The 14,405-nt window shown below is 64.3% G+C and carries 19 protein-coding genes; 15 read left to right on the top strand and 4 right to left on the bottom strand.

Going from position 1 to position 14,405, the window contains the following annotated elements; genetic code table 11:
• Positions 1-47: 47 nt before the first annotated feature.
• The 4 genes from EJ070_RS07375 (at position 48) to EJ070_RS07360 (ending at position 1,936) form a co-directional block, all read left to right on the top strand.
• Entirely contained in the window at positions 48-914 is an 867-nt protein-coding gene (locus EJ070_RS07375) for an urease accessory protein UreD (RefSeq protein ID WP_126090748.1), read from the top strand.
• Between the two features lie 36 nt (positions 915-950).
• Positions 951-1,253: an urease subunit gamma gene (locus tag EJ070_RS07370; protein WP_041003069.1), complete on the top strand. Its 303-nt coding sequence runs from the start codon at positions 951-953 to the stop codon at positions 1,251-1,253.
• Positions 1,254-1,278: 25 nt separating this feature from the next.
• Positions 1,279-1,533, top strand: coding sequence for a DUF1272 domain-containing protein (locus tag EJ070_RS07365; RefSeq protein WP_126090747.1), 255 nt, complete (start codon positions 1,279-1,281; stop codon positions 1,531-1,533).
• Between the two features lie 97 nt (positions 1,534-1,630).
• Positions 1,631-1,936 carry an urease subunit beta gene (locus EJ070_RS07360; RefSeq protein WP_126090746.1) on the top strand — a complete coding sequence of 102 codons (306 nt, stop codon included), beginning with the start codon at positions 1,631-1,633 and terminating at the stop codon, positions 1,934-1,936.
• A gap of 34 nt (positions 1,937-1,970) precedes the next feature.
• On the opposite strand, the gene EJ070_RS07355 is transcribed toward EJ070_RS07360, so the two are convergent.
• Both EJ070_RS07355 and EJ070_RS07350 read right to left on the bottom strand, forming a co-directional pair.
• Positions 1,971-2,498, bottom strand: a complete 528-nt coding sequence (locus tag EJ070_RS07355; protein ID WP_126090745.1) for a hypothetical protein — start codon at positions 2,496-2,498, stop codon at positions 1,971-1,973.
• A 234-nt stretch (positions 2,499-2,732) separates the two neighbouring features.
• Positions 2,733-3,104, bottom strand: a complete 372-nt coding sequence (locus EJ070_RS07350; protein ID WP_126090744.1) for a hypothetical protein — start codon at positions 3,102-3,104, stop codon at positions 2,733-2,735.
• A gap of 164 nt (positions 3,105-3,268) precedes the next feature.
• Between EJ070_RS07350 and ureC the strand changes: the two genes are divergently transcribed.
• The 8 genes from ureC (at position 3,269) to EJ070_RS07310 (ending at position 9,497) form a co-directional block, all read left to right on the top strand.
• Complete coding sequence (ureC, locus tag EJ070_RS07345; protein WP_189350610.1) at positions 3,269-4,984, top strand: urease subunit alpha; 1,716 nt, start codon at positions 3,269-3,271, stop codon at positions 4,982-4,984.
• 90 nt (positions 4,985-5,074) lie between these two features.
• Positions 5,075-5,668, top strand: coding sequence for a hypothetical protein (locus EJ070_RS07340; RefSeq protein ID WP_126090742.1), 594 nt, complete (start codon positions 5,075-5,077; stop codon positions 5,666-5,668).
• A 58-nt stretch (positions 5,669-5,726) separates the two neighbouring features.
• Positions 5,727-6,332, top strand: coding sequence for a glutathione S-transferase family protein (locus tag EJ070_RS07335; protein WP_126090741.1), 606 nt, complete (start codon positions 5,727-5,729; stop codon positions 6,330-6,332).
• Entirely contained in the window at positions 6,329-6,922 is a 594-nt protein-coding gene (locus EJ070_RS07330; protein ID WP_126090740.1) for an urease accessory protein UreE, read from the top strand. Before EJ070_RS07335 ends, EJ070_RS07330 begins: the two co-directional genes overlap by 4 nt.
• Positions 6,888-7,580 (top strand): urease accessory protein UreF, encoded by a 693-nt coding sequence (locus EJ070_RS07325; RefSeq protein WP_245464933.1) that lies wholly within the window; start codon positions 6,888-6,890, stop codon positions 7,578-7,580. The genes EJ070_RS07330 and EJ070_RS07325 overlap by 35 nt, the downstream gene beginning before the upstream one ends.
• Entirely contained in the window at positions 7,577-8,017 is a 441-nt protein-coding gene (locus EJ070_RS07320; RefSeq protein ID WP_126090738.1) for a DUF3995 domain-containing protein, read from the top strand. Before EJ070_RS07325 ends, EJ070_RS07320 begins: the two co-directional genes overlap by 4 nt.
• Positions 8,014-8,646 (top strand): urease accessory protein UreG, encoded by a 633-nt coding sequence (gene ureG, locus EJ070_RS07315; RefSeq protein ID WP_126090737.1) that lies wholly within the window; start codon positions 8,014-8,016, stop codon positions 8,644-8,646. The genes EJ070_RS07320 and ureG overlap by 4 nt, the downstream gene beginning before the upstream one ends.
• An 83-nt stretch (positions 8,647-8,729) precedes the next feature.
• Complete coding sequence (locus tag EJ070_RS07310; RefSeq protein WP_126090736.1) at positions 8,730-9,497, top strand: class II aldolase and adducin N-terminal domain-containing protein; 768 nt, start codon at positions 8,730-8,732, stop codon at positions 9,495-9,497.
• Positions 9,498-9,855: 358 nt separating this feature from the next.
• Here the strand turns inward: EJ070_RS07310 and EJ070_RS07305 are convergent, their stop codons facing one another.
• Positions 9,856-10,488 (bottom strand): HAD family phosphatase, encoded by a 633-nt coding sequence (locus EJ070_RS07305; RefSeq protein WP_126090735.1) that lies wholly within the window; start codon positions 10,486-10,488, stop codon positions 9,856-9,858.
• A gap of 203 nt (positions 10,489-10,691) precedes the next feature.
• Between EJ070_RS07305 and EJ070_RS07300 the strand changes: the two genes are divergently transcribed.
• The gene (locus tag EJ070_RS07300; protein ID WP_126090734.1) at positions 10,692-11,651 is read left to right on the top strand and encodes a sugar-binding transcriptional regulator; all 960 of its coding nucleotides are present in this window, start codon (positions 10,692-10,694) and stop codon (positions 11,649-11,651) included.
• 63 nt (positions 11,652-11,714) lie between these two features.
• Here EJ070_RS07300 and EJ070_RS07295 read toward each other — a convergent pair whose 3' ends face one another.
• Positions 11,715-11,906 carry a hypothetical protein gene (locus tag EJ070_RS07295; protein ID WP_348639594.1) on the bottom strand — a complete coding sequence of 64 codons (192 nt, stop codon included), beginning with the start codon at positions 11,904-11,906 and terminating at the stop codon, positions 11,715-11,717.
• A gap of 104 nt (positions 11,907-12,010) precedes the next feature.
• On the opposite strand from EJ070_RS07295, the gene gcvA reads away from it, so the two are divergent.
• Together gcvA and EJ070_RS07285 are read left to right on the top strand one after the other, a co-directional pair.
• A complete protein-coding gene (gene gcvA / locus EJ070_RS07290) occupies positions 12,011-12,919 on the top strand; it encodes a transcriptional regulator GcvA (protein WP_126090733.1) in 909 nt (302 codons plus the stop codon).
• 168 nt (positions 12,920-13,087) lie between these two features.
• On the top strand, positions 13,088-14,398 hold the full coding sequence (locus tag EJ070_RS07285; protein WP_126090732.1) for a sugar ABC transporter substrate-binding protein: 1,311 nt from the start codon (positions 13,088-13,090) through the stop codon (positions 14,396-14,398).
• Positions 14,399-14,405 lie beyond the last annotated feature (7 nt).

Here is a 14,405-nt window from a genome sequence, read left to right as displayed (position 1 = left end):
TATATATCGACAAAGCCACCGGAGTGCTTAACGTTGGCGCCGTGAACATGATCGACCCTACCTTGGCTTCCCAGCCTGCCGCCCAACGTGTTGCAGGGCGAGGCAGGCTTTTCTGCGGCAGAGCTGGTGGCCGGACCCGGCTCCGGCGTCTTTATCAGGACGGATCGGCCAAGATTCGCATGCCGGCGGTGCACGGCGATCCGCTCGAGGCCGTGCTGATCAACACGGCCGGCGGCTTGACCGGCGGCGACCGGCTTGGCTGGGAGATCGAGGTCGGTGAGGGCGCCTCGGCCTCCATCACCACCCAGGCCTGCGAGAAAATCTATCGCGCCGCATCCGATCGCGCCGAGACGACAGTCAGTCTGGATGTCGGCGCCGGTGGCCGGATCGCATGGCTGCCGCAGGAAACCATCGTTTTTGACCGGGCGGCCTTTGTCAGGACGCTCGATGTGAAGCTTGCCGCGGATGCCGAGGCGCTGCTTCTGGAAGCCACGCTGTTCGGCCGGGTGGCGATGGGCGAACGGACAGTTCTGGGCAACTTCCACGATCGCTGGCGGGTTCGCCAACATGGCAGGCTCATCCATGCCGAGGATTTCCGCATCGGGCCGGACATCGCAGCCAGGCTCCGGCGCCCGGCGGTCGCCGGCGGCGGGCTTGCCGTCGCGACACTGCTTCTTGTCTCGCCGCGCGCGGAAAGCCTGCTGGAGCCGGCCCGCGCGATCGTCGGCGATCCCGTCGTCGGTGCCCCCATAGTCGGGGATTGGGGAGGCGCCAGTTTGTGGAGCGTCGGCCAATCTGGCAAGCTTCTTGCGAGGCTCACCGCCGGCGATGGCTACCAGCTCCGCAAACGGTTGGTGCCGCTCGTCGAACTGCTCAACGGGCGGGCGGGCCTGCCCAAATTATGGTCACTCTGACCTCGAATGGCTTGATCTTGAATACTGGGAAGACGCATGAACCTGACGCCGCGTGAAAAGGACAAGCTGCTGATCGCCATGGCGGCGATGGTGGCGCGAAAAAGGCTGGAACGCGGCGTCAAGCTCAACCACCCAGAGGCGATCGCGCTGATCACCGACTTCGTCGTCGAGGGCGCCCGCGACGGCCGCCCGGTGGCCGAGTTGATGGAGGCCGGCGCCCATGTCGTCACCCGTGCCCAGGTCATGGACGGCATTGCCGAGATGATCCACGACGTCCAGGTCGAGGCGACGTTTCCCGACGGCACCAAGCTGGTGACCGTGCACGAGCCGATCAGATGAGGGCCGATCCGGTGAGGAGGAACCGATGCTGGAACTGAGGCCCAATTGCGAATGCTGCGACAAGGACCTGCCGCCTCAGGCGACGGATGCGCTGATCTGCACCTTCGAATGCACCTTCTGCGCCGACTGTGCGGAAAACGTGCTTGGCGGCGTCTGCCCGAACTGCGGCGGCAATTTTTCGCCGCGGCCGATCCGGCCGGCGGCGATGCTGAAGAAATACCCGGCCTCGACCAGGCGCGTGCTGAAGGCCGAAGGCTGCGGCCCGCGCAAGGCCGCGTGAGCAATACGACCGCTGAAGAAAGGCATGCAGATGACAACAGCTCCGATGATACGAACCGCGCTCGCGGCGATTGCTTTCGGCGTGTTGTGAGGGCGCGATGATCCCGGGCGAAATCATTACGGCACAAGGCGAGATCGAGCTGAACAAGGGCCTGCAGGCGGTGACGCTCAAGGTCGCCAACAGCGGCGACCGCCCTATCCAGGTCGGCAGCCACTATCATTTCTACGAGACCAACGAAGCGCTGAAATTCGACCGCGAACGCGCGCGCGGCATGCGTCTGGACATTGCCGCCGGCACTGCCATGCGCTTCGAGCCGGGTCAGGAACGCGACGTCACGCTGGTGCCGCTCGGCGGCAAGCGTGAGGTCTATGGATTCCAGCAGAAGGTGATGGGCAGGCTGTGAGGTCCGGCAAGCTGTGAGGTCTGGGGCGCTCAAATCACTTCGGAGGCTTGGCGGCCGCATAGATGACGATCTTGCCCGGATTGTCGAATTCGACGGCAAGCACGTCCTCCGCGAGCACGCGCCGCGAATCGATGGCGTTGAACAGCAGCGCGTTCGCCTCGATCTCCTGCCGCAACTCCGCGACGTCGTCCTTATGCTGCTCAACCTTGTCTTCGATCATCGGCGGTGGCCCGCCCTCGCTGCGCGCGGCGTCCGTCAGGAATACGATGTCGACCGTGTCGAGCTTGGTCGTCTTGCGCACCGTGCCGATATTGTCGCGTGTGCGGTCGATAGCGGTGATGACCTTGCCGGCCTCCGTCTTCGACAGCGCCTCTTCCTGCCGGATGTCGGAATCGACGATCGCCGCACCCGGCTTGTTGCTGTCCAATGGCGGCTTGCCGTCCAGTGGCGGCTTGCCGTCCACAGGCTGCGCCGGGAACGCGGCATGCGGGACGGCGGCCATGAGAAGCATGGCCACGGCCGTAGCGGGGAACGCAATTGTGACGCGCGGGGCAGCCGCCATGGCTCGATCCTGACTGACCTTTTGGCGGGGCGAAAAAAGCGAAACGACTCTCGTCGGCCGGAAGTTCCCTCAGCCTTGCCGTTAGCGGGCCCGAATCTGGCCTGCCAGCGCTTGTGGAGCGGCTTTTCCAGAGCGGTTCAGCGTCTGGAGGAACCGCCGAACCGCTCTAACCATTTGTCTTTACGCAATTCCGCGCGGAAAGCCGTTGCACACTTTTCCTGGAATTGCTCCGGGTCAGCTCGCCTTCTTGGTGATCAGGGTCAGCGCGCCGTTGGGCTGCAGGCTGGCGGCGATCACCTGCGCCGAGCTTATTCCCTTGGCTTCGAGTGCGGACTTCACCTTGGGCGTCGCGTCGATCGATTTGCGCAATGTCTGCAGGCCGGCGTCGCCGCGTTGCGCCACGATCTGGTTGACCTGTGTTTGCGTGTCCTTGGGCAGTTCGGTGATGTCGACGATGTTTACACTCTCGATCGTCGGAGCCTTGGGCGTGGCGGGAGCAGGCGCCGCCGGCGCTGGGCTGGGCTGAGGCGAGGGCTGCTGCTGGGCGCTGGCGGCGCCCGCCAGCGCCAGGCTGACAGCGGCCGCGAAAAGTATCGTCTTGCGCATGGATATTCCTTCCATCGGTTTGGCAAACGGTCGTTTTGGGCTGACTCGGCCACCTCAACCGCCAAATGGGATCGGAAGGTGTCGCCGAGCGGGTCATTCAGTGACCATTGGATGGCGACAATGTGCGCGACACACTCAAATAACCTCACTTTCGGGAGCAATCGCTGATGGCCAGACTAACCCGTGCCGCTTATGCGCAGATGTATGGCCCGACCGTCGGCGACAAGGTGCGGCTCGCCGACACCGAGCTGTTCGTCGAGGTCGAGAAGGATTTCACCGTCCATGGCGAGGAGGTGAAGTTCGGCGGCGGCAAGGTCATCCGCGACGGCATGGGCCAGAGCCAGGTCGCGAGGGCGCAGGGCGCGGTCGATACCGTCATCACCAACGCGCTGGTCGTCGATGCCTTGGCCGGCATCGTAAAGGCCGATATCGGTCTGAAGGACGGCCGTATCGCAGCCATCGGCAAGGCCGGCAATCCCGACACTCAAGATGGCGTCACCATCATCATCGGCCCGGGCACCGAGATCATTGCAGGCGAAGGCAAGATCCTGACCGCCGGCGGCTTCGACGCGCACATCCATTTCATCTGCCCGCAGCAGATCGAGGAAGCGCTGATGAGCGGCATCACCACGATGCTGGGCGGCGGCACGGGTCCGGCGCATGGCACTTTGGCCACCACCTGCACGCCTGGCCCCTGGCACTTGGCGCGCATGATCCAGTCCTTCGATGCTTTCCCGATGAACATTGGCCTGTCCGGCAAGGGCAACGCATCCCGGCCGGCGGCGCTCGAGGAAATGGTGCTTGCCGGTGCCTGCTCGCTGAAGCTGCACGAGGACTGGGGCACGACGCCTGCCGCGATCGACTGCTGCCTTTCGGTCGCCGACGACTACGACGTGCAGGTGATGATCCACACCGACACGCTGAACGAATCAGGGTTTGTCGAGAACACGGTGGCGGCGATCAAGGGCCGCACCATCCACGCCTTCCACACCGAGGGCGCCGGCGGCGGCCATGCGCCCGACATCATCAAGGTCTGCGGCCTGCCCAACGTCATCCCGTCCTCGACCAATCCGACGCGGCCTTACACCGTCAACACGCTTGCCGAGCATCTCGACATGCTGATGGTCTGCCATCATCTGTCGCCGTCGATCCCTGAGGACATCGCCTTTGCCGAAAGCCGCATCCGCAAGGAGACGATCGCGGCCGAGGACATCCTGCACGACATCGGCGCCTTTTCGATCATCTCCTCCGACAGCCAGGCCATGGGCCGCGTGGGCGAGGTGGCGATCCGTTGCTGGCAGACAGCCGACAAGATGAAGCGCCAGCGCGGAGCGCTGCCGCAGGAAACCGGCGACAACGACAATTTCCGCGTCCGCCGCTACATCGCCAAATACACGATCAACCCGGCGATCGCGCATGGCCTGTCGAAAGAGATAGGCTCGGTCGCGGTCGGAAAGCGCGCCGATCTGGTGCTGTGGAACCCTGCCTTTTTCGGCGTCAAGCCGGAGATGGTGCTGGTTGGCGGCACGATCGCGGCCGCGCCCATGGGCGATCCCAATGCCTCGATCCCGACACCGCAGCCGATGCACTACCGGCCTATGTTCGGCGCCTATGGCAAGGCGCTGACCAACTCCTCGGTGACCTTCGTCTCGAAGGCCGCCTTCGATGCCGGCCTGCAGGGCAGGCTGGGCGTGGACAAGGCCATGGTCGCGGTCGAGAACACGCGCGGCGGCATCGGCAAGCATTCGATGGTGCTCAACGACGCCACGCCGCATGTCGAGGTCGATCCGGAAACTTATGAGGTTCGCGCCGACGGCGAGTTGTTGACCTGCGAGCCGGCGACCGTGCTGCCGATGGCGCAGAGGTACTTTCTGTTCTGACGGCGACGTTTCCGGTGAACGGCCAATTTCCGTTGCGGCTCGAAGGTGGACCTTGCACTATGCGGTTGAGCAACTGCACAGCGGACAACCATGGCAGCAGAAATCGCCTCTCCCCACGACATCTTCCCGCATATCCGCATCGTCATGGGCATGGTGGTCGGCCTTGGCGTCACCCGGCTGCTCTCCGGGGTCGCCCGCATCGTCCAGCATCCCGGCCAGTACCGGCTCTATGCTGTGCATCTCGCCTGGGTCGGCTCGGTTCTCTTGATGCTGGTGCACTTCTGGTGGTGGGAGTTCGGACTCTACGCCATCCAGTCCTGGACCTTCGGCAAGTACCTTTTCATCATCTTCTATGCCATCACGCTCTTCCTGCTCTGCGCGCTGCTGTTTCCGGATTCGATGCTCGACTACACCAGCTATGAGGACTATTTCTATTCGCGGCGTGCCTGGTTCTTCGGCCTGCTTGGCGCCACCTATCTGCTCGATATCATAGACACGCTGCTCAAAGGCCCGGAGCATTTCGCCCGTTTCGGCAATGAATATCTGATCCGCACGCCGGTGTTCGTGGCGCTTTGCCTGGTGGCAATCCTGGTGCGCGACCGCCGCTTCCACATCGCCTTCGTCGCCGCCGCCCTCATATACCAGATATCCTTCATCCTGCGGCTCTTCGACACCATCGTCTGAGCGCCATTGGGTGGATGGCCGGGATGGTCTAGGTTTCTGGGAAAGGCAGGGTTCAATCATGTACAAGGCCGTCGGATCGCGAGGTTCCCGCGTCAGTCGCGTGCTCTGGATGCTCGAGGAACTCGGGCAGCCCTATGAGTTCGTCGAGGTCAAGCTGCGCTCGCCCGAGGCCTATGCGCTCAATCCCTCAGGCAAAGTGCCGATCCTGATCGACGGCGATCTCGAGATCACGGATTCGGCCGCGATCTGCGTCTACCTGGCGGACAAGCATGGCGAGATGGGCATGGGCGCCAATCCCGGCCTCGCTGGCCGTGCCGAGATGGATTCCTGGATGCATTTCGCCCAGAGCGAGCTGGAAGCGCCGCTGTGGAACAAGCTGCGGCACCGGTTCCTCTTGCCCAAGGATGTTCGGGTCGATGTCGGCCCGGCCGCGGCCTATGATTTCGCATCCGAAGTGAAGGCGCTGGACCGCCGGCTCGGCGACAGGCCGTTTGCGCTCGGTGACCGCTTTTCGGCCGTCGACGTGCTGCTCGGCGACATCGGCGGCTGGGCCCGCGCCGGCCGGTTCCCGATCGACTCTGATCTGGTTAATGCATATTTCGATCGCGTCTTGCAGCGCCCAGCCCGCGCCCGCGCTCAGGCGAATGGAGGAGCCCTCAAATGAAGCTCAACATCAACACCGATTTCACCAAGTTCCCGCGCGCCGTCTCGGTGCTTCCCGCCGGCGAGGCGGGAGCGGCGACGCCTTTCGACAAGGCCGTGTTGCCGCATGACGAGCGGCATTTGCGCCGCCGGGCCATCGAGACGGCGGCCGGCGGCAAGATCCTGGTCGACCTGCCCGAGCCGGTGGCGCTGAACGATGGCGACCGGCTGGTGCTGGAGGACGGCCGTCAGCTCGAAATCGTCGCGGCGCCGGAAGAGGTCTACGACATCCGCGCCCGCGATGCCGTGCATCTCACCGAGCTTGCCTGGCATATCGGCAACCGCCATCTCGCTGCGGCGATCGAGGCGGACCGCATCCTGATCCTGCGCGACCATGTCATCAAGGCGATGCTGGAAGGGCTCGGTGCCACGGTGAGCGAGGTTTCGCTACCCTTCAGTCCGGTGCGCGGCGCCTATTCCGGACATGGCCACGACCATGGTCATGATCATCATGCGCATGATCATCATGGTCACGACCATCACGATCATCACGATCATCACGATCATGATCATTCGCATGACCATCATCACGACCACCATCACCATGACTGAGCCCGGCATAGCGCTGCTGCGCCTGATGGCCTGGCTGTCGCCGTCCTTCCCGGTCGGCGGCTTCTCCTACAGCCATGGTCTCGAAAGCGCGGTGCATGATGGGCTGGTCGCCAACCGCGACGATCTTGCCGGCTGGCTGGAGACGCTGGTCGAGATGGGCTCTGGCTGGAACGATGCGGTGCTGTTTGCCGAAAGCTGGCGGCGCGCGCGCGACGGCGGCGATCTGGCGGAAGTTGCCGCCCTGGCCGAGGCGCTTGCCGGCTCGCAGCAGCGGCACATGGAAACCATGCTGCAGGGCGCGGCCTTCCTCAAGGCGGCGTCGGCCTGGCCGTGTCCCGCGCTGGAGCGCCTGCCGAGCGACTGCGCCTATTGCGTCGCTGTCGGCGCGGTCGCCGGCAGCCACGGCATCGGTCTCGCCGAGGCGCTGTCCGCCTTCCTCCAGGCCTTCTTCTCCAACCTCGTCCAGGCAGGGATCAGGCTCGGCGTCGTCGGTCAGGTCGACGCCGTCGCATTGTTAGCCGGCTTCGAATCTCTGGCTCTTGCAACGGCGTCGCGAGCGGCCAATTCCTCGCTCGAAGATCTCGGTGGCGCGGCCTTCATGTCCGACATCGTGGCGATGAGGCACGAAACGCAGTATTCGCGGCTGTTCCGCTCATGACCGTCCTCGCTTTCACCCTCTCCCTCGTCCTGCTCCTGATCACCACGCTGCATGTCTATTGGGGCATAGGCGGCATCTGGCCGGGAACGGACGCGAAATCCTGCGCCCATGCGGTTGTCGGTTTCCGCGGCGTCGACGAAATGCCGTCGCCTGTCGCGAGCTTTGCCGTCGCCGCTTGCCTGGCGCTCGCCACCCTGTGGCCGTTGGCGCTCGAAGGCGTCTTCGCCGCGCCCTTTCCAAAGGAGGGGCTGGCTGCCACCGCGCTGCTCATCGGCCTCGTCTTCCTCGGCCGCGGCATTGCCGGCTTCACGCCCTGGTGGCGCCGGCTCACCCCGGAACAGCCCTTCGCGCGGCTCGACCAGCGCCTTTATTCGCCGCTCTGCCTGTCGATCGGGCTGGGCTTCGCAGTCCTTGCAATCTCGGAGTTCCCGGCATGACCCAACCCAACGGTCCCCTTCGCATCGGCATCGGCGGTCCTGTCGGTTCCGGCAAGACGACGCTCACCGAAAAGCTCTGCAAGGCGTTGCGCGATCAATTCTCGATCGCCGTCGTCACCAACGACATCTACACAAAGGAAGACGCCATGATGCTGGCCCGCCTGCAGGCGCTGCCGGAGGAGCGCATCGTCGGCGTCGAGACAGGCGGCTGCCCGCACACCGCCATCCGCGAGGACGCCTCGATCAACCTGCGGGCCATTGCCGAGCTGAACAGAAAATTTCCCGACCTCGACATCGTCTTCATCGAGTCCGGCGGCGACAATCTCGCGGCCACCTTCTCGCCGGACCTCGCCGATTTGACGCTTTATGTCATCTCGGTTTGCCAGGGCGAGGAGATCCCCAGGAAGGGCGGCCCGGCCATCACCCGCTCCGACTTCCTCGTCATCAACAAGAGCGATCTGGCACCCTATGTGAACGTCAACCTTGACGTGATGGAGGCGGACGCCGCCCGCATGCGCGGCAAGCGCCCCTTCGGCTTCACCGACCTGTCGCGCGGCAAGGGTCTGCAGGCGGTGATCGATTTCATCGTCGAGCATGGCGGGCTGCAATCGGCGCGGCCTGCCGCCTGAGCGGAGAGCCGGCCTGACCCACCAGTTTGCGGTTGCTGGTCGCCGCCATGCACGGCATGCTTCGGAAAACTGGAGGATTTTCGATGAGCATCGCCCGCCTGAAGAAGGAACCGCTGACCAACCTGCCTTATTACGAGGAGCGGGTCGATCTCGCCGCCGCTTTCCGCTGGACGGCACGGCTCAACATGCATGAGGCGGTGGCCAATCATTTCTCGCTGTCCGTCAACGAGGACGGCACAAAATTCCTGATGAACCCCAACCAGGTGCATTTCTCGCGCATCAAGGCGAGCGACCTGCTTTTGATCGACGCCAACGATCCGGACACGCTGTCCGGCCCCAACGCGCCAGACCCCACGGCCTGGGGCCTGCATGGCGCCATCCACCGCAACGTGCCGCATGCGCGCTGCGCCATGCACGTGCATTCTATCCATGCAACGGTTCTCGCCTCGCTGGCCGACTCGACCTTGCCGCCGATCGACCAGAACTCGGCCATGTTCTTCAACCGCCATGTCGTCGACGCCCACTATGGCGGGCTGGCCTTCGAGGAGGAGGGCGAGCGCTGCTCCAAGCTGCTCGTCGATCCCAAGGTCAAGGTGATGGTCATGGGCAATCACGGCGTGATGGTCATCGGCGATAGTGTCGCCGACACCTTCAACCGCATGTTCTATTTCGAGCGTGCCGCCGAGACCTACATCAAGGCGCTGTGGACCGGCCGGCCGCTGCGCACGCTCTCCGACGAAATCGCTGAAAAGACGGCGCGCGAGGTGGACGACTATCCCGGCCAGGCCGAGCGCCATCTTTCCGAACTGAAAGCGATCCTCGACGAGGAAGAGCCGGTCTACCGGAACTGAAGCTTCTTCCTTCTCCTCCGGTCACGCCACGCAATGCACACAACTTCTGTGACTGGCGTGACTGATAAGGCCGAGGCTTGATTGCCACGTGGTTCCCCCAATCCGTCGCTGCTTCGCAGCGCCACCTTTCCCCCTCCGGAGGGAAAGGAAGGGAGCGTTGCTGGACGAGCGTCGACGGCAAAAAGCTTGGCGCCTTTCCTCTACCCCGTCGATCGGGGGAGAGGTGGCTCGGCGTGGCCGAGACGGAGTGGGGGTCGACCCCGCTACTAGACAATGCATGCGCCAAGCTGCCATGCACGCTATAGCCAAAGATCAGCCGCAACGCGGATGAGGGGCAGCGCCTACTTTGGCGATTTTCTCAAAGCCCCAACTGCGCCCGCAGCTCGTCCGCGCTGTTGATCACGATGGCGCCGGGCGGTCCTTCCATCGGCGCCTCAGGCCAGAAGATCGTCTTCATGCCAGCCGCCAGCCCGGCCATGGCGCCGGTCTGGCTGTCGTCGATTGCGACCGCATCGGCCGGATCGACGCCGGCGAGATAAGCGGCGCGCAGGAAGGGTTCCGCATGCGGCTTGCCTTGGCGCACGTCGTTGCGGCTCACTGTGTGCATGCCGGGATAGACAAGCCCCACCGCGCCGAGATTGGCGTCGACGATCAGCCGGTCGGAATTGGACACCACCGCCTGCTCGACGCCCAGCGCCCGCAATTGGTTGAATACCTCGATCGCGCCGGGGCGCGGCTTCAGCGTCTCGGCCATCGGCAGATAGTGGTCGTATTTGCGCACGATCCAGTCGTCGAAGGGCAGGTCGAGCCCAAACTGGTCGCGCAGCATCTCGTAGACCGGCCACGCCGCGACGCCGAGCACCCGCTCGTGCAAATTGGTCGGCGGCGCTATGCCGACGCTTCGCAGTGCAGCCACCAGTGCTGCCTCGTGCAGCGGTTCGCTGTCGACCAGCGTGCCGTCCATGTCCCAGAAAACCGCTTTCGGCGTCATGCAAGGCTCCTTTGCCGATCCCCTTAATGCGTTTGCGCGCCGAGATAAACCGTCCCGCTGGCAATTGGTTGGCGCAAGGGCGGATTGGTCCGTTCGGGACTGCTGACCGCCGCAAGCAATTGCCCTTTCAATTGACAATTGCGCATAGCCGCTTTCGTTGTAATCTATAGCGCCCGTCAACAAAGCGGGCGGGGAGGCAGGATGTGAACGCGCGACAGGAAACCGGCAGCACCAGGTTGGACGACGCCGCGCGCGCCGGCTGGCTTTACTATGTCGCCGGCAACACGCAGGACCAGATCGCCGCCAAGCTCGGCATCTCCCGGCAGACGGCGCAGCGGCTGGTGTCGCTGGCGATGTCTGAAGGCTTGATCAAGGTGCGGGTCGATCATCCGATCGCCAATTGCCTCGACCTCGCCGCGCGGCTGAAGTCGCGCTTCGCGCTGGATCTGGTCGAAGTGGTGCCGAGCGATCCGACCTCGACCTCGACGACGATCGGCGTCGCCGAGGCGGCGGCGGCCGAGATCGAGCGGCGGCTGCGTTCGCCGACGCCCATCGTCATGGCGATCGGCACCGGGCGCACGCTGAAGGCGGCGATCGAGCTGCTGCCGCCGATGGAGTGCCCGCAGCACAAGGTCGTGTCCTTGACCGGCAACATCTCGCCCGACGGCTCGGCCGCCTTCTACAACGTCATCTTCACCATGGCCGATCGGGTCAAGGCGCGCTCCTTCCCGATGCCGCTGCCGGTCATCGCCTCCTCGCCGGAAGAGCGCGATATGCTGCTCAACCAGCCGATGATCCAGCCGACGCTGGCGCTCGCCGCAGAGGCCGATGTCACCTTCGTCGGCATCGGCGACCTTGGCCCGAAGGCGCCGCTCTATGAGGACGGCTTCATCTCGGAAGGTGAGCTCAAGGCATTGCAGAAAGCCGGCGGCGTCGCCGAGATCGTCGGCTGGGTGTTCGACCGCGAGGGCCGCATGATCGAAGGCATCACCAACGATCGCGTGTCCTCCGCGGCCTTGCCGTCGCGCGAGAAGTCGCTGGTCATTGCGCTGGCCATGGGCGAGCGCAAGTTGCCGGGCATCCTGGCCGCCGTGAACCGGCGGCTGGTCAACGGCCTCATCACCGACGAACGGACGGCGGCAGCCCTGCTCGGCAGCGCATGAGCAGAGCCGCAGGCTCCAAATGGATCATGCGCCGGCGGGCAGCCGCCAATAAAAAAGAGCCGGCTATTTGTAGTGTCCGCGCGGATCATTGCCGTCGAGGAAGCCCATGTCGCGCTGCAGATGCTCCGACAGTTCCCTTACATCGACATAGCCGCGCCGGCGGCTGGCGAACCATGAAAACTCCCGCGCCAACAGCGAAATCCAACCGCGGGCCGGGGACGAAACGACTTTTTCCTGTATCGTGGTCATGATCATCAGCCTTCGCCATGCTTGAACTGGGTTGATCGTCGACCCCACATATCGGTGTTAGCGGCCAGTGCTTCCAATCAAACGTCGATCATGACCCATAAAGAGGCCTTATGCCCGATCTCAGCGCCCGACAGTTTGCCCAACTCCCGCCGCTGCAGGCGATCCGCGTGTTTGAGGCCGTGGCCAGGCACCTTTCCTTCACCAAGGCCGCCGAGGAACTCGGCATGACGCAAGCCGCCGCGAGCTATCAGATCAAGCTGCTCGAGGAACGCATAGGCGCGCCCTTGTTCCTGCGCAGGCCCAAGCAGATCGAACTGACCGAGCCCGGCCAGCGCCTGGCGCCGGCCGTCAGCGAGGCGTTTTCGTTGCTGAGCGGCGCCTACTCGGCCGCCCGCGCCGGCGCGGAAGGCGTGCTTTGCGTTTCCACCTTGCTTACTTTCGCCTCGAACTGGCTGGCGCAGCATCTGGGCTCTTTCCAGGTCGCGCATCCCGCGCTGGCCGTGCGCGTCGATACCTCGAACCGCGTCGTCGATTTCGCCCGCGAGGACATCGACATAGCCATCCGGTCCGGCGGCGGCAAATGGCCGGGCGTGGAAACGCATATGCTGTTCAAGGCCGACTTCACCCCGGTGCTCAGCCCCAGGCTCGCGGCCAGCATCGGTGGCGTCAACGAACCGGCCGACCTGCTCAAGCTCCCCATCCTCGATCCGGGCGACATCTGGTGGCAGGAATGGTTCGCGCTCGCGGGTCTGCCGGCCGAGGAACTCGCCAGCCGCCCCGGTACCAGCATGGGCGCGCAGGCCTATGAGGCGAATGCCGCCATGGCCGGCCACGGCGTGGCGATCCTGACCAGGGCGCTGTTCAAGAACGAACTCGCCGACGGCCGGCTGATCCAGCCCTTCGACCTGGTCGGCGACGATGGTCATGCCTACTGGCTGGTCTATCCCACGGCGCGGCGCAACGTGCCGAAGATCCGCGCCTTCCGCGATTGGATCCTCGCCGAGATCGCTTGCCAGTAGCCGGACGCGGCCCAACCATCGAAGCGGACTTCCGCCACGCGCCGCCAAAGCGCATGGCGTCGATTTGTGCTGCGCTGCAGCATCGATTCCGCCTTGACATAATTCACGCTAGGTGAGTAATTGCTCACAGCCAAGGCAAATGCTCATCTTGGTTTTAGGGAGGAATTGATGAAACTTCGCACGCTCACCCTGGGCCTGTTGTCGGCCAGCGCCCTCGCTTTCGCCGCGCATGCCGAATCCATCACCATCGCCACCGTCAACAACGGCGACATGGTCCGCATGCAGAAGCTGACGGACGACTTCACGAAGGCCAACCCCGACATCAAGCTCAACTGGGTCACGCTTGAAGAGAACGTGCTGCGCGAGCGCGTCACCACCGATATCGCCACCAAGGGCGGCCAGTACGACGTGATGACCATCGGCACCTATGAGGTCCCGATCTGGGCAAAGCAGAGCTGGCTCTTGCCGCTCGACAAGCTTGGCGACGACTACGACGTCAAGGACATCATCCCGGCCATTGCCGGCGGCCTTTCGGTCGACGGCAAGCTCTACGCCGCGCCCTTCTACGGTGAGAGCTCCTTCGTCATGTACCGCAAGGACCTGATGGAGAAGGCCGGCCTCAAGATGCCCGATGCCCCGACCTGGGACTTCATCAAGCAGGCTGCCGACAAGATGACCGACCGCGCCAATGGCGTGAACGGCGTCTGTCTGCGCGGCAAGGCCGGCTGGGGCGAGAACATGGCCTTCCTCACCGCCATGTCGAACTCCTTCGGCGCCCGCTGGTTCGACGAGAACTGGAAACCGCAGTTCGACCAGCCTGAATGGAAGAACACGCTGCAGTTCTATGTCGACCTGATGAAGGCCGATGGCCCCGAGGGCGCTTCGTCCAACGGCTTCAACGAGAACCTTGCGCTGTTCCAGCAGGGCAAGTGCGGCATGTGGATCGACGCCACCGTCGCCGCTTCCTTCGTCTCGGATCCGAAGGCCTCGCAGGTCGCCGACAAGGTCGGCTATGCGCTGGCGCCCGACAATGGCCTCGGCAAGCGCGGCAACTGGCTGTGGGCCTGGTCGCTGGCGATCCCGGCGGGTACGCAAAAGGCTGACGCCGCCGAGAAGTTCGTATCGTGGGCAACCAGCAAGCACTATGCCGAGCTGGTCGCCTCGAAGGAAGGCTGGGCCAACGTTCCGCCCGGAACGCGCTCCTCGCTCTATGCCAATCCGGAGTACCAGAAGGCGGCGCCCTTCGCCAAGATGACGCTCGACTCCATCAACGCCGCCGACCCGACGCATCCGACCGTCAAGCCGGTGCCCTATGTCGGCGTGCAGTTCGTCGCCATCCCTGAATTCCAGGGCCTCGGCACCACCGTCGGCCAGCTCTTCTCAGCCGCCCTTGCCGGCCAGTCGAGCGTCGACGATGCGCTGAAGCAGGCCCAGGACGCAGCCACCGCGGCAATGACCGAAGGCGGCTACATCAAGTAAGGCTCCT

The sequence above is a fragment of the Mesorhizobium sp. M1E.F.Ca.ET.045.02.1.1 genome, assembly GCF_003952485.1.
Classification (GTDB): domain Bacteria; phylum Pseudomonadota; class Alphaproteobacteria; order Rhizobiales; family Rhizobiaceae; genus Mesorhizobium.
Note: the sequence above shows the minus strand (reverse complement) of the source record. Positions and strands in the feature narration are given on the sequence as shown.